12 protein-coding genes are annotated in these 18745 nt (G+C 49.5%); 10 read left to right on the top strand and 2 right to left on the bottom strand.

Annotated elements, in window-relative coordinates; genetic code table 11:
- Positions 1–32: 32 nt before the first annotated feature.
- Together araA and helD are read left to right on the top strand one after the other, a co-directional pair.
- Complete coding sequence (araA, locus tag A3848_RS27700) at positions 33–1457, top strand: L-arabinose isomerase (RefSeq protein ID WP_074088267.1); 1425 nt, start codon at positions 33–35, stop codon at positions 1455–1457.
- A gap of 332 nt (positions 1458–1789) precedes the next feature.
- A complete protein-coding gene (gene helD / locus A3848_RS27705) occupies positions 1790–4201 on the top strand; it encodes an RNA polymerase recycling motor HelD (RefSeq protein ID WP_074088457.1) in 2412 nt (803 codons plus the stop codon).
- On the opposite strand, the gene A3848_RS27710 is transcribed toward helD, so the two are convergent.
- Entirely contained in the window at positions 4193–5128 is a 936-nt protein-coding gene (locus A3848_RS27710; protein WP_074088268.1) for a helix-turn-helix transcriptional regulator, read from the bottom strand. The genes helD and A3848_RS27710 overlap by 9 nt on opposite strands.
- Before the next feature lie 78 nt (positions 5129–5206).
- Here A3848_RS27710 and A3848_RS27715 point away from each other — a divergent pair, with 78 nt between their 5' ends.
- From A3848_RS27715 to A3848_RS27750, 8 genes are all read left to right on the top strand, one after another.
- Complete coding sequence (locus A3848_RS27715; protein WP_074088269.1) at positions 5207–5737, top strand: dihydrofolate reductase family protein; 531 nt, start codon at positions 5207–5209, stop codon at positions 5735–5737.
- Between the two features lie 141 nt (positions 5738–5878).
- On the top strand, positions 5879–6418 hold the full coding sequence (locus A3848_RS27720; RefSeq protein WP_074088270.1) for a DinB family protein: 540 nt from the start codon (positions 5879–5881) through the stop codon (positions 6416–6418).
- Positions 6406–6852, top strand: coding sequence for an EVE domain-containing protein (locus A3848_RS27725; RefSeq protein ID WP_074088271.1), 447 nt, complete (start codon positions 6406–6408; stop codon positions 6850–6852). Before A3848_RS27720 ends, A3848_RS27725 begins: the two co-directional genes overlap by 13 nt.
- A 297-nt stretch (positions 6853–7149) precedes the next feature.
- Positions 7150–8673 carry a malate:quinone oxidoreductase gene (locus A3848_RS27730; protein ID WP_074088272.1) on the top strand — a complete coding sequence of 508 codons (1524 nt, stop codon included), beginning with the start codon at positions 7150–7152 and terminating at the stop codon, positions 8671–8673.
- A gap of 305 nt (positions 8674–8978) precedes the next feature.
- Complete coding sequence (locus A3848_RS27735) at positions 8979–10004, top strand: sugar phosphate nucleotidyltransferase (RefSeq protein WP_074088273.1); 1026 nt, start codon at positions 8979–8981, stop codon at positions 10002–10004.
- A 134-nt stretch (positions 10005–10138) separates the two neighbouring features.
- A complete protein-coding gene (locus A3848_RS27740) occupies positions 10139–11350 on the top strand; it encodes a glycosyltransferase family 8 protein (RefSeq protein ID WP_074088274.1) in 1212 nt (403 codons plus the stop codon).
- Between the two features lie 247 nt (positions 11351–11597).
- Complete coding sequence (gene hprK / locus A3848_RS27745) at positions 11598–12515, top strand: HPr(Ser) kinase/phosphatase (protein WP_074088275.1); 918 nt, start codon at positions 11598–11600, stop codon at positions 12513–12515.
- Between the two features lie 238 nt (positions 12516–12753).
- Complete coding sequence (locus tag A3848_RS27750; RefSeq protein ID WP_074088276.1) at positions 12754–16782, top strand: glycosyl hydrolase 53 family protein; 4029 nt, start codon at positions 12754–12756, stop codon at positions 16780–16782.
- A gap of 470 nt (positions 16783–17252) precedes the next feature.
- Here A3848_RS27750 and A3848_RS27755 read toward each other — a convergent pair whose 3' ends face one another.
- A complete protein-coding gene (locus A3848_RS27755) occupies positions 17253–18620 on the bottom strand; it encodes an erythromycin esterase family protein (protein ID WP_074088277.1) in 1368 nt (455 codons plus the stop codon).
- Positions 18621–18745 lie beyond the last annotated feature (125 nt).

Genomic DNA, 18745 nt, shown 5'->3' on the forward strand with positions numbered 1-18745 from the left:
CCAACTACTAATTTATGAAAAGAGGATGAATGATGTCAACAGTAGGTGCAAAAGAATTCTGGTTTGTCGTAGGTTCACAACATCTGTATGGGGAAGAAGCGTTAGCAGAAGTGAAAGCAAATGCACAAGTAATGACCGATGCCTTGAATAAGAGCGGCGTTCTGCCTTACCCGCTTGTATTGCAGGATCTGGCAGTCACTGCAGACAAAATCACTGCCCTCATGAAAGAAGTCAACTATCGTGACGAAGTTGCCGGTGTCATTACCTGGATGCATACCTTCTCACCTGCAAAAATGTGGATCCGCGGTACTAAAATGCTGCAGAAGCCGCTGCTTCATCTGGCTACACAGTACAATGAAAGTATTCCTTGGGCAACCATTGACATGGACTTCATGAACCTCAACCAGGCAGCACATGGTGACCGTGAATATGGATTTATCAACGCCCGTCTGAAAAAACAGAATAAAGTAGTAGTAGGATATTGGGGACGCGCGGAAGTTCAGAAGCAAATTGCAGAGTGGATGGATGTAGCGGTTGCTTACAATGAAAGCTTCAATATCAAAGTGGCCCGCTTTGGCGACAACATGCGTAACGTTGGCGTTACCGAAGGCGATAAGGTCGAAGCTCAAATTCAATTTGGCTGGACCGTGGACTACTTCGGAATTGGCGACCTTGTTGGGTACGTGAATGCTGTGAAGGAAGAAGAAATCGATGCTTTGTTCGCGGAGTATTCCAAAGCTTATGAATTTGACTATGGTACTTACAGCAAGGAAGCTTGGGAAGCCAGTGTAAAAGTGCAGGCAAGCTATGAAATTGCCCTCAAGCGCTTCCTGGATCATGGCGGCTACACGGCCTTCACTACGAACTTCGAAGACCTCTACGGGATGAAACAGCTTCCGGGTCTGGCCGTTCAGCGTCTGATGGCGCAAGGATACGGATTTGCCGGTGAAGGGGACTGGAAGACCGCTGCCCTTGATCGTCTGCTGAAAGTAATGAGCCACAACCAAAACACCGGTTTCATGGAAGATTACACCTATGAAATGGCAGCAGGTCAGGAATCCATCCTTCAATCCCATATGCTTGAGGTTGACCCGACACTGGCAAGCAATAAGCCCAAAGTCCTCGTGTCTCCGCTCGGTATTGGCGATCGTGAAGATCCGGCCCGATTGGTGTTTGACGGCAAGGCAGGAGACGGCGTGGTTGTGTCCATGGCTGACTTCGGCACTCATTACAAACTGCTGATCAATGAGGTTACTGCATTTGAACCAACAGTTCCTGCTCCCAATCTTCCAGTAGCCCGTGTACTATGGAATGTGAAGCCGAACTTCCAGGACGGGGTTAAGGCATGGATTGAGAACGGCGGCGGCCACCATACCGTGGTTTCCTTGAATCTAACTACAGACCAGATTGTTACTTATGCAAAACTGGTTAACCTGGAATACGTCATTATTAAGTAATCAGAAGATGGTTATCTATAAAAGCATTGGGTCCGTTCATAGGACCCAATGCTTTTTTGATTGATGAATGAGGTTGTCTTGGCAAGCTGACCTAGAGGGAGAAGCGGGGTAATGAAATAGAAAAAGCCTGGCAGACGCGCCAGGCTAAGACCTATATAATCATTGCATACAAAGAAGCAATATGTTAAAGTTGAAGGACTGTCGATATTCATAACATAAAGACAGACTTGTTGATTATCTTTATACTTTGATTATAGCAAAAGAATTTGCGTTTTGTCAACCGTCCTTTTTTCTTTTCTAACTTAGTTTGAGAAGGAGTGTATTCAGGAATGATGGACTCAAATGAATGGCGGCAGGAGCAGCAGCGGCTGGATCTGGTGGTAGGAAAGCTGGAGGCAAGAATTGTTGAACTGGAGCCCAAGATAAGTCAATTAAGGGAGCAGGCGGCGGATATCCGCAAAAGGTTCTGGGATGAGGTTACGGTCAACACGAGCACGGATGAGGATTTTGAAGAGACGTTCTTCACGATCAATCAGCAAACTGCAGTGTTATCCGAACGGGAACGGAGCCACGGACGGTTGTTGCAGCAATGGAAAAATATGAACCGGCTACTGCCATCTCCATATTTTGGACGTGTTGATTTTCAGGAAGAAGGCCAGGGAATCACTGAGCAGGTGTATATCGGGGTGTCTTCCTTCGTCGATGCAGATGGCCTGAGCTTTCTGGTGTACGACTGGCGTACCCCTATGGCGAGTCTATACTATGACTATCCTCCAGGAGAAGCAGCCTTTGAAACGCCGGGAGGGCGCATCACCGGGACAATGAAGCTGAAGCGGCAGTACCAGATTCGTGACGGCCATCTCCATAATGTATTCGATTCGAGTATTACTATCGGTGACCAGTTACTGCAGCAGGTGCTCGGTCAGGGGGCAGATGCACAAATGAAGAGCATCGTGGGGACGATTCAAAAAGAACAGAATGCTATCATCCGCAACGATAACAGCCAAATGCTCATTGTGCAGGGAGCAGCCGGCAGCGGGAAAACTTCTGCGGCGCTGCAGCGTGTGGCTTACCTGCTGTATAAACACCGTGAAAGACTCACCGCTGATCAGATCGTTCTTTTTTCACCTAACCCCATGTTCAACAGTTACGTATCCACTGTTCTTCCTGAACTCGGAGAGGAAAACATGCAGCAGACCACCTTCCAGGAGTATCTGGACAATTGGCTTGCCTCAACGTTTCGTTTGGAAGACCCGTTTGATCAGATCGAATATGTGCTGACCGAGCAGCAGACTCTGGGTTATGAGGCTCGTATGAATGGAATTCAGTATAAGGCATCTGAAGCCTACCTTCAGGCACTCCGCGGCTATTCGTTGTGGCTGGTGAAGGAAGGAATGAGGTTTGACGATATCCGTTTCCGGGATCGCGTGTTAATTCCGGGCGAGCAAATCAAAGAAAAGTTTTACAGCTATGACTCCTCCATTCGCCTCACGAACCGCATCGCACTGGTACAAAAATGGCTGCTGCAGGAGCTGACCCGGCTGGAGAAGAAGGAGCAGGAAGCGCCTTGGGTACAGGAGGAGCTGAACTACCTCGATAGTGAGCAGTACGCTGAGGTGTTCAGTATGTTGCATAAAGAGCAGGGGGTCTTTGACTTTGCCGAAAAGTACGCCCGAATATACGAAATCCTGCACAACCAACGCCGTCCGGATGAGAGTGATTTCGATTTTGCCGAGCGGGAGGAAGAGCTGCTCAGCCGAATGATTGTGAAGGAGGAATTCAAACCACTCAGACGGAGCGTAAAACAGTTCTCGTTCATAGACATGGTTGGACTGTACAGCCAGTTGTTCAGAGACGAGGCGGCATACAGGGAGATGACGAATGAAGCTGAGGTACCGGAGCTTTGGGCGGAAATCTGCAGGCAGACCCAAGAAAAGCTGGGCCGAAAAGAACTCTATTATGAAGATGCTACACCGTATCTATATCTGAAAGAACTTGTGGAAGGTGCCCGGACCAACACGCAGGTGCGGCATATCTTCATCGATGAAGGCCAGGATTATTCGATGTTTCAGTATGAGTTCCTCAAAAGACTCTTTCCCCGTGCCCGTATGACGGTACTCGGTGATTTCGGCCAGGCCATCTTTACGCAGGCAACGAATTTGCAAAGGATGGACTCTCCCTTGATTCAGCTGTATGGCGAAGCGGCAACCAGTCAGTTTCTTCTTATCCGCAGTTATCGCTCCACCCGTCCAATTGTGGAGTTTACGAAGTCGCTTTTGCCGGGCGGAGATGCAATTGTACCGTTTGACAGAAACGGCAGGAAGCCGTCCCTCCTGAAGATGGAGTGCAGCGAGAAACGGGCGGAACGAATAGCGGCAGATCTGGCGGTGCTTCAGGCTGAAGGTTGTACATCCATCGCTGTTATAACGAAGACTGCCGCCGAGAGCAGAGAGGCTTACGAGACTTTGACAGCCGGGGGTTCCAAAGAGCTGCGGCTGATCACAAAGAACACACCCACTTTTGAAAAGGGTACGCTAGTTATTCCTGCCTATCTCGCTAAAGGTGTTGAATTTGATGCAGTGCTGATCTACGATGCTTCCCCGCAGTCCTATGACCGGGAGAGCGAGCGCAAGCTCTTTTATACAGCATGCACACGGGCAATGCACCGGCTTTTACTGTATACGACAGGGGAATGGACGCCTTTTGTTCAGGCGGTAGATCCATCGTTGTATGAGCTAGTGTAAGCACCGGTACGGCTTCAAGCTGAGCTCCAGCAGCTGGATAACGGTCTCCTGCAGCTGGGGCGGCTCTGCGACCTTCACTTCAGGTCCGAACTTCAGCAGCCCCCGCGCCGTATAAGGGAACTCTTCCACGGGGACGCTGCTCTTCCAAAGATAGGCATACTCAGAAGGGAGCTCTGCCTGCTGCAGAGAGTGAAACATTGGATCGGATTCCGCGAGCCGGGCGCCAAAGGCGGTAAACCATAGCGTAACCTCCAATCGGGGCCGCTCATCGGCAGCTACCAGCCACTCCTGCAGATCTGGAGCGGAGAGGTCCTCTTGTTCCAGCACCTCCAACTGCAGAATGCGATCGGCGCGGTACAGAATCACACGGTCGCCTTTCTTGGCGGGCATATACCAGTAGCCGTTCTCCAGGTAGATGCCGACAGGGGTTGCTTGTGCGTCCTTCGTTCCGCTCCGCGAGCGGTAGGTGAACGCGATCTGCCTCTTGGCGATTGCCGCTTGGAGAATAGCTGTTGTAAACGGCGCAGGCTGTGCAGGCTGCTGCTGGAGGACGGCGATGTGGCTGCGCATCCGGTCGATCGAGTCCTTCACGTCAGGTGGCAGACTGGCATAGTACTGCTCGGCCAGGTGCGTCCGGAACGACTCATAGGGGAAGCTCTGGATTTGCTCCATGACCTGAATCATCAGGAAGAGACCCAGAGCTTCGTTAGGTGTAAGCCGCAGCGGTGGCAGAATCCGGTTAGGCAGCGCCCGGTAGCCGCCATGGGCACCTACTTCGGCATATAACGGGAAGCCGATCTGCTGCAGGTAGTCGAGATCGCGCTGAATCGTACGCAAGGACACCCCGAAGCGTTCGGCCAACTCACGGGCAGTGAATTTTCTGCGGGAGTCGATGATTTGCATCATGGCTAGCCGTCGGTCATTCATTTTTTGCACCTCGTTTAATTACGACGTATATTGTCATAGTTCCAGTTTATCATGAAAGCATGAGAGGAGCGATGAACAATGAAGCAGAGTAAAGTTGTGCTGTATGTTGCCATGAGTCTGGACGGGTATATTGCTAGGTTAGACGGTTCAGTGGATTGGCTCTATGATGTTCAAGGGGATGGGGGCGACAACGGCTACGGTGATTTTTACAAGGGCGTTGGCGTGGTGGTTATGGGAAGGCTTACCTATGATGAGGTGCTGAAGATTTCGGATGAATTTCCTTATGCCGGCAAGCCTTGTTACGTTCTGACCAGAAGAGAGCAAGCTCCAGACAAGTATGTTCATTTTACCGACGAGGCACTGGACAGCTTGATCCCGCGGCTGCAGACCATGAGCGATGGGGATGTCTGGCTGGTGGGGGGCGGCCAGCTGGTGCAGGCGTTCCTGGAGCATGAACTGATTGATGAAGTGCAGCTAACCCTGATTCCGAAGCTGCTTGGCGAGGGGATTCCGTTATTTCCTGCAGGAACAGTTCCTGGCAATCTGAAGCTGACAGGGCTGGAGCGTATGGGTCAGATGGCATCCATCCATTATGAGGTTATCAAGTAAGAAGCCTGGCGGCGGGAAGGTCTTTACGGAACCGGGTTCGTGACGAAGCTGAAAAAGAATTAAAATGCTACTGACATAACGTTGTCAGTAGCGTTTTTGTATAATCAGATTAGATCAAGATAAAGGAGCTGTTCGAAAAGTATGAATACCACCGAAGCGTTGCAGCGGTTTGAAGAAACGGCAAATTACTATCTCCATCAACTGGATGAATTCAGTATGGAGCAGTTGAAGCGTCAGCCAAGTGAGGACGAGTGGTCGCTTGGACAAATGTATCTGCATCTGATTCACTCGGCTCTGTATATGCAGCTTCGCAATGTTGAACAATGCCTGGCTCCAGGCGAGGATTCTGTTGCCCCTATCGCGGAAAAGACAAGGGAGGGTACAGAGATTTTTGATCAAGGAAGCTTCCCGCCTATTCGTGTCCATGTCCCGCCTTCACCACAATATACCCCGGTGCAGCCGGAGAGCAAAGAACAGTTAATTCAGGGATTGAATACCGTGATCGGCCGAATGAAAGAAACTTTGCCGAAGCTTGAACAGGCATCTCTGCAGAATACGGTACCCCATCCGCGGTTCGGTCCACTCCACTCCAAAGAATGGTTTTTGCTTATTGAAATGCACTATCGTCATCATCTTCTGCAGATGGACCGGTTGAGGGCATTTCTAGAATGCAACGTATAAGCGAGCAAAGCCGCTGCTGGATTGGGGTTGTCTCCGCTTCTCATGTGAAGTGGGGGGTGCTCGGTGGATTCGCCCAGCTCAACCATGGCAAGTCAGCGCCTTTGCGGCGGATGAGCCGTGGCGATTGGCTAATATACTATTCTCCACGGACGGATTTGGCGAAGGGGGAGGTCCTCCAGGCGTTCACTGCCATTGGTCAGATTGAAGATGACAGCATCTACCCCTATCCGATGTCCGAAACCTTTGTGCCCTACCGCCGCAATATCCGCTATTATCCGTGCCGGGAAGTGAGGATTGCTGATCTATTGAACCAGCTTAGCTTCACACGCGGGAATCGAAACTGGGGGTATAGCTTCCGTTATGGTCATTTTGAGATCAGCCGGGAGGATGGTCAGACGATTGCGGCCGCCATGCTGGACCCCATAAGAGAATAAGCGGATGCGGTTCCGTCTTATGAACATATGGTAATAAATAATAATTCAAGAAACGGCTGGAACAGGGGGACCTGAACCAGGCGTTTTTTATATTTTAGCGGAGTTATGGAGGGATTCACTATGTTATATAAAAAACTAGATAAATATTAAAATTTATATGTAATAGTGATACACTAAGATCAGGTCATCATTGATCAATAAAAGGTGTGTGACGAAGTCGCGCCCTGGCTTGTTATAGCGCCTAAGCAGGAGCGCCTGAATCTTCCTGCAAATCGTAGGGTAGAAGGACGGGTAAACATGAGCAACCAACAAACAAAAACAGACGTTATTTTAATTGGTGCCGGAATCATGAGTGCGACGTTAGGTTCTATGCTGAAAGAATTAGTCCCGGACTGGACCATCACCGTGTTTGAGCGGCGGGCGGGCGCAGGCGAGGAGAGCTCTAACGAATGGAATAATGCGGGAACAGGGCATTCCTCACTGTGCGAGCTGAATTACACCGTAGAGGGGCCGGATGGATCCATCGATATTAGCAAGGCTGTAAAAGTAAATGAGGAATATCAGTTCTCCAAGCAATTCTGGTCTTATCTGGTAAATAGCAAACGGATACAAAACCCGCGGGACTTTATTGTGGCCGTACCCCATATGAGCTTTGTCCAAGGGGAAACAGATGTTGCTTTTCTAAAAAAAAGATATGAAGCGCTTTCGGAAAATCCGTTGTTCCAAGGGATGGAGTTTTCCGATGACCCGGAACAGCTGATGAAATGGATTCCGCTAATGATGAAGGAAAGAAGAATAGAACAGCCTATAGCGGCAACCCGAATTGAATCAGGTACAGATGTGAACTTCGGTGCTTTAACACGCATGTTGTTTGACCACCTAGAGAGTAATCAGACGGATATCCGATTCAAACATCAAGTGGAGGATATTACCCGTGCCCGTGACGGCTCTTGGGACTTGAAGGTGCAGAATCTCGATAAGGGTACCACTTCGCATCATTCTGCAAAATTCGTCTTTATCGGCGGCGGGGGAGGAAGCCTGCATTTGCTGCAGAAATCCGGTATTCCTGAAGGGAAAGGAATTGGGGGGTTTCCGGTAAGCGGACTGTTCATGGTGTGCCAGAAGCCGGATATTGTAGCAAAGCATCATGCCAAAGTATACGGAAAAGCCGCGGTCGGAGCTCCTCCAATGTCTGTTCCGCATCTGGACACGAGAGTGATCGACCAGAAGGAATCGCTGTTCTTTGGACCGTTTGCCGGCTTCTCGCCAAAGTTCCTCAAATTCGGCTCGATGTTTGATTTGATTACTTCTGTAAAGCCGGGTAATCTGACAACGATGCTGGCAGCGGGGGCAAAAAACCTTCAGTTGACCAAATACCTGATTGGACAGGTGATGTTATCCAAAGAACAGCGTATAGAAGCTTTACGGGAGTTTGTCCCGGACGCCAAGAGTGAGGATTGGGATTTGGTGGTGGCAGGCCAGCGTGTGCAGATTATCAAAGATACCGCAGCCGGCAAAGGAACGCTGCAATTTGGCACAGAAGTGATCAGCAGTGCCGACGGGTCGATAGCGGCTCTATTGGGGGCCTCTCCCGGTGCTTCTACTGCTGTTTCTGTCATGCTGGAAGTCATCATCAAATGCTTCCCGCAGCAGATCAAAGCATGGGAATCGAAAATCAAAGAGATGATCCCTTCCTATGGTGCCACCTTATTGGATAACCCCAAACTAATACAGGACATTCACACCTTAACGGATCGCTCCCTTGGTCTAACGAATGAAGCGGGAGAGTATGAGACACAGAAACATGCATTTACTTCATAATTGTTTTTCTGGAAATATTCGAAATTCTTGAATGGGTCAGTAAACACCCGGTTCCCGATTGACGCGGAATCGGGTGTTTGACATGGGGATTTATGGGAATGGCTTGTCCCTTCTTCGACCGGCTGTTCATCCAGTACGTTCTATCATAGTAATCTCCCTCAATACGGGCGTATATCTGCAATCATAGTTTAATAGGTCATTGATGCTTAATATATACCCAAGCTCCTTTATAGCTTGTGCATAAAATATAAAGAGCTCATCTGCACCGAGCCGAAATATTTATTTTATCAGTAGGGGGGATATTTATGAAAGGATTAATCCTGTGTGCCGGCCGAGGGACGAGACTGCAGCCTTCAACATATACCAAACCAAAGTGCATGTTACCTGTTAACGGGGAGTATATTCTTGTCTCAATCATTAATAAACTTGTTGCGGCCGGAATCACCGAGATTGGAATCGTAGTGAACCCTTCGCAAGGAGAGATCCGGCAAACGATTGGAGATGGGGAGCGATGGAACGCCTCGTTAACCTTTCTTCTGCAAAAAGAAGCAAAGGGACTGGCGGATGCGGTCAAAAGCGCGCGGTCCTTTGTGGCGGATTCCCCTTTTTTAGTGATGCTTGGCGATAATTTGTATGAGGGTGATCTGATGCCATTCATCCGATCATTGGAGGCGGGTAAGGCTGCGGCCTCGATCCTGCTTCAACAGGTTAAGGACCCTAGTCAATTTGGCGTTGCCGTCATCCATGATGGACAAATTGTCAGTCTGGAAGAGAAACCCCGCATCCCTAAATCCAATCTGGCGATCGTCGGTGCATATGCTATTACTGCAGCTATCTGGCCGGTATTGGATAGACTGACACCCTCCCCACGTGGAGAATACGAGATGACGGATGCCATCCAAATGTTAATCTCAGAGGGCAAGCATGTTGCGTACAGCATAACGACCGCACCGTTTTTTGATATCGGGACCCATGAACGATGGCTTGAAGCGAACCGATACAAGATGGATCAAGATCCGCAGAACTTCATGAACTCATCTGACATCCACATATCTGCTCAATTCATTCCTCCGGTTAGGATTGATCCGACTGCAAGTGTAACGAACAGTGTTGTTGGACCTTATGTGTATATTGGTCCGAATAGCGTGGTGCAAGATTGCATTCTAACGAATAGTATTTTAACTGATCAGGTGGAATTGTCCCATGTTCATGCGGAAGGAAGTGTTTTTGGATCGTATGTTCATCTGGCTGAACAAGAAATTCAGGAGCGGCCGGCTCGTTATATCCTGGGCGATCGTGCATCAGTCACAAGAGTCCAAGGGGATTCGTAAAATGGATTCAAAATAAATTGCATATGTACTGGGGAATAGTCCAATCCGGTCACTGGGGCAAACATACACTTAAAGTAGTCGAATGCATCAGGCAACTATGCAAAAGATACTTTAAAGGTAGGTGATCGTTGATAATGGTTGATTTAGTTTTAACGATTAACGATAAAGACGGGAGCTATACGGAGCATGCGGGTGTTGTTCTTGCATCAGTTTTTGCTAACACCCAGCAAATGATCAATGTGCACATTGTGCATGATGATTCCCTAAGCGAAGAAAACAAGTTAAAGCTCACTCAATTAGTGGATGTATTTCATCACAACATCTTTTTTTATCATGTTTCAATTCCTTGGGATATGCAAGAGGTTGCAGCCGGCGTGCATAAAATCGACTACTGGACAATGGCCAGTATGTACCGTTTGTTGCTTCCGATCATTATTCAGGCTGACAGGGTTATTTATCTCGACTGCGACATTTTGGTTAATATGGATATCAATGAACTATGGAGCATCGACCTGGGAGAACATTATTTGGGCGCAGTACTGGATCAGGGCGAAAATTTGCTGGAGTACTTCATCTCACTCGGGCTAAGTGCAGAGCTGTATTTTAACTCAGGGGTCATTCTGTTTCAACTGAACAATATCCGTGGTAAAGAGAACTGGTATGGCGAAATGCTTGATTTCTTGCGTAATTACCCCACGATGACCATGCCTGATCAGGATATTCTGAATGCTGTTTATAGCTCTAACTATTTGCAAATGGATCAGCGTTTTAATACGTTTGCTCATAGCGATCTCGATTTAGAGAATAAAATTGTGCATTTCGCCGGAGACAATAAATGGTGGGATGTCAATTCACCCAATGCACCGATATACAATAATTACCTTGCCATGACTCCGTGGGCCAGAGAGCTTACACCAGTGCCGGTTTCTGAGCCGGCGCCGGCTGATATCCCGGCTGAACCGCCAGCTGGTATCCCGGCTGAACCGCCAGCTGGTATCCTGGCTGAACCGCCCGCTCCGGAAATCCAGCTCCCGGAAACTTCAGTTCTGGAAAACCCGGCTCCTGAAGTGCCTGCACCGTCCCCGGAAATTCCTGTGAAGCGGCACAGACGTAAACGCCGCAGAACGTTGCGGCTGATACGCAGACTGAGAAGAAGAAGAATGATCCGCGCCAAATACCGTTCAATCAAGCGGGCAAGGCTGATTAAGTACCGGTATGCAAAGAGAAAGGTGCTGAAACTGAGAAGGAGAAAGCTGCGTTCACTGAGAAGAAAGAGCAGATATGTGATCCATCGGGTCTCGCTGAAAAAAAGCAAATATACCCGGAAGCGTAAGCGTGTCTCATAAAGTAGGTTAATGAATATAATCCCGCAAAAGAAGCAGATGTGTCGGATACCCCGGCAGACCTGCTTCTTTATTTTTTGTATTTCTACTGGCCAATGCAATCAGGCAAATAAAGAGGAAAGAAAGTTCAGGTCTGCTCCTCCCCCATTGGCAGGAATACTCCCTCGGATCGTGGAATATAAACCGGGAGCAAAGGATTCGAAATACAGGCGTATCCTGGATATGTCCTAACCGCAGGAGGAGAACAACAATGAAGTCTATCACTGTTCAAGGTCTTACGGAGAAGTTCCATTTGGAAGTGCTGGCGGGCTCCAGCCGTATGGACCGTGAAATCACCCGTCCACGGACGCATAGACCGGGGCTGGAGTTTGTCGGCTATTTTGATTTTTTTCCCATGGAGCGGGTGCAGGTGCTCGGCCGTAAGGAAATTACCTATTTATTGACGCTAAGCGTAGAAGAGCGCATGCTGCATATTGGAAATATCGTTAAATATCATCCACCGTGTTTTATTGTGACCTCAGGGCAGCAGGAGATCCCCTACCTGACTTTATTCTGTGACCAGGAGGGGATTCCGCTGCTGCGGACAGGTGATACCACAACAGAGTTCATTGCCAAGCTCGACAGCTATCTGGTGAAGACGCTGGCGCCGGAGCTGTCGATCCATGGAGTATGTGTGAATGTGTCAGGCATCGGTGTTCTGCTCAGGGGCAAGTCCGGGATTGGCAAAAGCGAGACCGCACACACGCTAATCGGCAGAGGCCACCGGTTCGTGGCAGACGATATTGTGGTGCTCAAGAAGCTGGGCCCGTCCACACTTCTCGGGACACATAATGAGACCACACGTGAATTTCTCGCACTGCGCAGTATTGGCCTGATCAACGTGGTGCGGCAATACGGACGCAAAGCCTTTCAGGACGAGACGCGCATTGTGCTCGATATTGAGCTGTGTCCATGGCAGGAGAATTCACTGAACAACGACTTGGAGCTGGTGCCCAAGTTCACGGATTATCTCGGTGTCCAGATTCCCCATATCGAGGTCCAGCTTCAGCCGGGGCGCGATGTAGCGGGGTTGATCGAAGCGGCAGCCAACAATTGGTACCTGAAGCAGCTTGGTTACAGCGCTGCTGAAGAGTTCATGCAGCGGATTGAGAATGGAATGGAGTCTTAGAACGATAGAACAGCCGTTTTCCGTCATAACCGGGGAACGGCTTTTTGCTGTGTGCGCCTGGGATGATACCTGGTGCAGAAGTGTGCCAACGTACAAAATGCTTGCTTAAGCATACAAAATGTTTTCTTTTCATACGTTACCTAATATTTTAGCGATTGATATATTTATATGTAAGTGCTTACGTGCAACAGGAGTACTCATTGGCATCGAAAGACGGGCATAGAAAGGTGATCAGAACATGAGAAATAGAGTAAAGGGCATATCCGTGGTATTAGCAGTATTGTTGATGCTCAGTTCATTTTCATTCCAAATGGGGACGGCGAAGGCTACAGCTTCGAATGGTCCGCAGATTGTGAACGGCGGTTTTGAGACGGATTTCTGGGCCGACCATTCATGGAGTGTAGAAACGGCAGACTGGAATCAGGTAGAGATTAGCCGTTTTGCATACGCCACCGATAAATGGCTCACACCGGATCAAGGGACTTATGCATTTAAATATTGGATGAAAGATGCGGCGCCTGGAAATCAGGCCATCACGGTGAAGCGGACCCTGAATTCTCTTCCGGCAGGGAGCTATGAATTGTCGGTCAAGTCGATGGGCGGCGCTGGAACAGCAGCGGGTAAGGTTGAGCTGTTTGCGGGAGACGGCAAATCATCCGTTACTGCCACCACCGGTTACAATGCCTGGGGAACGGTCAGTCTGAAATTTGTATTGGCACAGAATACCTCCAGTCTTGTCATCGGGGCGAATATCAGCGGTGCTCCGGCAGCGTGGGGATATTTGGACAGCTTCGAGCTGAAGCAGACAGGCGTAGAAGCTGCTCCGCCGGTAGCGGCAGATATTTTTGTGAAGAAGGTTGAAGGACTCTCGCCTGACTTTATTAAGGGTGTGGATATTTCCAGCATCATCGCTTTGGAGAATAGCGGAGTCAAGTTTTATAATGAGGCCGGAGCAGTGCAGGATATTTTTACAACGGTACATGAATCCGGAGTGAACTATGTTCGGGTGCGGATCTGGAATGATCCTTTTGATACAGCGGGCAGGGGGTATGGAGGCGGCAATAATGATCTGGCCACCGCCATTGAAATCGGCAAAAGAGCCACCGCCAATGGAATGAAGCTGCTGGTGGACTTCCACTATTCCGACTTTTGGGCCGATCCGGGCAAGCAGCACACGCCCAAGGCATGGGCAAATCTAAGTTTCGAAGACAAGAAGAACGCGCTGTATACGTATACCAAAGAAAGCCTGCAAGCCCTGCTCGATGAGGGTATTAATGTAGGCATGGTACAGGTAGGTAATGAAACCAACGGGCAATTCGTCGGGGAATCCGATTGGACGAAGATGAGCGCATTGTTTAGTGAGGGAAGCAGAGCGATCCGGGAAGTCAACTCTAATATCCTGATCGCACTGCATTTTACGAATCCGGAGTCATCGGGCAGATATGTTTCCTATGCACAGAAGCTGAAGGATAACCAAGTAGACTATGATGTGTTCGCGAGTTCCTATTATCCGTTCTGGCATGGCACATTAAGCAATTTGACATCTGTTTTGAAGCAGGTAGCCGATACTTTTGGCAAAAAGGTAATGGTAGCCGAAACCTCTTACGCGTATACCGCTGAAGATGGGGACGGACACGGAAATACAGCGCCGCAAAGCTCTGGCCAAACCTTGGATTATCCCATCAGCGTTCAAGGCCAGGCCAATTCAGTCAGAAATGTGATTGAGGCGGTTGCCAATGTTGGTGAAGCGGGAATTGGCGTGTTTTATTGGGAGCCGGCATGGCTTCCGGTAGGTCCGAAAGAAAACCTGGAGCAGAATAAACTCCTGTGGGAAAAATACGGTTCAGGTTGGGCCGCGAGCTATGCGAAGGAATATGACCCTAAAGATGCAGGGGTATGGTATGGCGGAAGTGCGGTCGACAACCAGGCATTGTTTGACTTTGGCGGGCATCCGCTTCCTTCACTGAATGTATTCAAATATGTGGATACTGGGGCGGTTGCTCCGCTTGCCATTGATGAAATCGGGGCGGTCTCGGTGACTGCGATGGCCGGGGAGCCGGTTGAATTACCGACGGTCGTAAGTGTTACTTACAATGATGGAAGTACCGGAAAGATACCGGTGGTATGGGATCAAGCCGCACTTGATCAGGCGACCAGCCAAGGGGCGGGCAGCTATGTAATTAGCGGAACCGTAGAAGGCGGTCATGCGGTGAAGGCTTCGCTTGTCATTAAAAAAGAGAACTTCATCGTTAACGCGGGTTTTGAGAATAGCGACAGAAGCATGTGGAAGATCACGTACGGAGAGGGAAGCGCACCTCATACGGATTATCAGAATAAGGTTTCTGATGCCAAGACAGGTAATTATTCGCTTCATTTCTACTCCGCAAACCAAGTCAACTTTAGTGTAGTACAGACTGTTTACGGGCTAAAGCCGGGATACTACAATCTCTCCATGTCCATTCAAGGGGGAGATGCTGTTCATCCCGAGATGAACCTCTTCGCCGTGACGGGCGGACAAGAAGTGAAAGCGGACACCGGGGTTAACGGGTGGGGGCAATGGAATAACCCTGAAATCGGGAATATCCTCGTTACCGATGGGAAGCTAACGATCGGAGCCAATATTAAGGCCGATGGCGGCGCATGGGGAACGATGGATGATTTTTACCTAAGCTTTGCCAAAGATATGGAGCAGGAGCCTGATCCAGGAACGGGGACCCCAGGAAATCCTGGCGGAGAAGTACCTCAGCCGGGGAATCCTGGCGGAGAGGTGCCACAGCCGGGAAATTCTGGTGGAGAGGTGCCTCAGCCGGGGAATCCTGGTGGAGAGCAGCCTCAACCTCAACCGGAGACTCCGGCTACTCCGCAGCCTCAGCCAGAGATGCCAGTTAGCCCGCAGCCATCTGCCGGTGGAACACAACCAGTGACCGAGACGATCACAGTTAACGTGGATGGCGGGAATGCAGGAGGGCAGCCGGTATCCAATGTGGTCATTAACCGGACGACCCAACCGGATGGAACCCAAAAAGACAAGGCTGATTATACAACGGCCAAGGCACTTGAAGCCGTAGGTAAAGTTACTGCAGCGGGTCTTGATACAGTCCGGCTAGTCCTTCCGGATAAGGAAGACAAGGTCTCCGAGCTGGATCTTGGATTGTCCCAGGATACCTTGAAGACACTTGCTTCCGGCAAGGTCAATCTGGAAATGTACACGAATAATGCCAGATTGATCCTGCCACAGCAGACTCTAACTCTGCTAAACGGAGATTATCGGTTCAAGTTCATCCCTGTGAAGAATACGGCTGCGGTCAAGTCTGTAGAGGAACGGGCCAAGAAGGAGGCTGTCGTCCAAACGGCTGCAGGTACCGGAAGTGTAGAAGTTGTAGGACGTCCGGTGACCATTGAGACGAGTCTGAAGGATCAGCCGGTCGACTTGATTCTCCCGATTCCAAGCCACGCTGTTCCCACCGGTGCGGCTGATCGGGCGGCATTCTTAGCGAAGCTGGTGATCTACATTGAGCACAGCGACGGCGAGAAAGTGCTGGTACAGCCAGAAGTGGTGCAGTATTCAACCGAGCAGCTTGGACTGAAGTTCCGCGTGACCAAATTCAGCACATTTACTGTACTGAGTATGGATAACTGGGCAGCATCCCAGCAGAGTCCATCCACGCACCAACCCTATATGAAGGGGTATCCGGATGGCGCCTTCAGACCGGGTCAAGCGATGACCCGAGCTGAAATGGCAGCGGTTCTGTCCCGGATTGGAGCAGGTCAGAATACAAAGGCCCAGACTATAAGCTATAAGGATATTAGTGATTTTGGGTGGGCGGCAAACGATATTGGTACAGTAACATCGACAGGATTAATGACAGGATACAAGGATGGAACCTTCGGAGCGAATGTGTTCATCACCCGGGCTGAAATGGCAGCCATTGTGGTGCGCTGGATGAATCTGAGCGGAGAGCCCACATCCTCATTCACGGATACTCAGGGTCACTGGTCAGAACACAATATTGCCTTGGTTCAGCAGGCAGGGTATATGAAGGGGATGCCGGACGGAAGCTTCGGACCGGATAAGCTGCTCAGCCGGGCAGAAGCGGTGACGTTAATCAATAGAGTACTTAAGAGAGGACCTTTATACGGTTCCCTGACTCCGGCATGGTCGGATGTGCCCCTGGGCTATTGGGCCTTTCATGACATTGAGGAAGCCTCCGTCAGTCATAGCTACACCCTTCGGGAAGCTGGCGGGGAAGAGAACAAGGGAGAGTAAGAGGAGGGACAAGAGGGGGAACAAGGGGGAGAACAGGGTCAAGTAGCAAAATCCTTCCGCATCCTCAAAAATTGCATTACGATGGCCTTCTGTTGTGGATAAGATGTGTATAGTTGCCGAAGTGGAATTAGTCCACTTAAATAGACGAAAAAGCTTTTTTCGGAGGCAATAGTGGGAAAGAGTAGACTTAATTTAAGCAAATTTACCCGAAAGGGTGGAAATCGGCCGGATTAGATTTACTTTTTCCAACATGCGCTTGCGGAGAGGTGGGTGATTAAGATTTAAGTTCACTTTGTCCAACTTGCTTGCTGCCGAGTCTAATGAGGCCATCCAAGCAAGTCTAAATCAGAAATCCACAACGGCTATACTGTCCAGCGAAGGACGGTGTGGCCGTTGTGTCTTGGGAGTAGTCCGGGCATCCTCCCCGTGGGCCAGCCAAACAGCTGATGCAGATTCTGATACTTAGTCTTCTAATACGCAGGAGTCGGAGTGTTGACCTTGTCGACGACCATCAGGCCGTCGAATTGCTCCTTCGGAACAAACTTCATCGACATCGGAGCAATGACCTCGCTTGTCATCCCGTCTTCAGCGGCATAGATTGGCTTAAACATCCAGCTGTTGGCGGCCTTTGCCTTGGTGTGGCCGGACAGGTCGACAAAAGTATTGGCGTAGCCAGACTTCATAATGGTTTGCTCCAGGCTGCCCTTTGGCATAGGGGTGATTGAAAATGGCTTCATAGTTGTAATTGAAACGGTCTTGCCTCTGTTCATAAAGAAACCGACTACGTACATTTTATCCTTGAGCTTTTGGTGCAGGAGTTCTCCCATGCTCTTGAAGCTGCCCACCCATTTGCCGCCCTCCAGTACCCGGATGTCCGAGGTGTTTTTGGCAAGGTGGTCATTATGTGCCCACAAAATGATTTTTTTACCCGGATATCGGACTTTCATCAACCATTCTACATGCTCGGCCATAGCCCGGTCGCGTGCCTCGTAGGATTCCTGCACATTTGTAATCAAGCCACTTTGCAAAAATTGCACACGATCCTCCAGCGATTTCAGGACAACATCGACGATATAAGGATCATTTGGATAGGCCGCCGCAAATTGCTTCCGCCGGTCTTTGATGAACTGGATATACTTTTCATATTCCGGTACATTGCGCTGGTTGACTTGTTCCATCCCTTGCTTATACTCTTTACGCTCAGGATGCAAACCATATTCATTCGCTACATCATAGAATTCGGTGATCGCTTGCAGATCAAAATGTTCAAAGGCCTTCCCGTACTCCTTGTCTTGAGTGGAGATGAAGTCTCTCACGCCGTAGGTCAGCAGAGGGTTAGTGAACTGGTTATCAAAACCGGCCAATTCCAGTGGCTTGTCTGTCTTACGCGACTTCTTAATATAGTTGAACAGCTCAAGCGTCTCTTTGGAATGCCAGACCGGCAGGACGGAATACATCATCATCTGGGTGGCAGTCAACTGATCGGCTTGTTTGTTGATAAATTCGGCATCGCCCAGGCCAGATTCAAAGGCAATGACATCAAAACCAAGCTCTTCGTGCAAATATTTAATCATTTTCGTCTTCATACTTGCGTATTCGGCTACCCGGTGAAAGTTCTCACCCAGACTGACTACCGTTTTACCTGCAAGCAGCGGCTTTAGAAAAGCCAGATCGCTGTAATCCTCTCCGCGGAGTGACTTGATCTCGTGCGCATAGGCCAGCGGCTTCGAAACAGACTGTGGTACAGCCCCCGCTACAACGCTCTGGCCGGGCAACAGCACCAGCAGTGCAGACAATAGAGTGATTACCCTCCGGTTCCATTTTAATTTCACAGACATTGGTGTTCCTCCTCAAATGGGTTATGGTTAACTTTTGCCCTCATTATAGGAGACGTTTATAAAGATTTGATAATGATTCAAAGTGAAAAAAAGAAGGCATCCCGCGAAGGATGCCCTTTGTTTGT

Origin of the sequence: Paenibacillus sp. P32E (genome assembly GCF_001909085.1) — a bacterium.
GTDB lineage: Bacteria > Bacillota > Bacilli > Paenibacillales > Paenibacillaceae > Paenibacillus_AQ > Paenibacillus_AQ helianthi.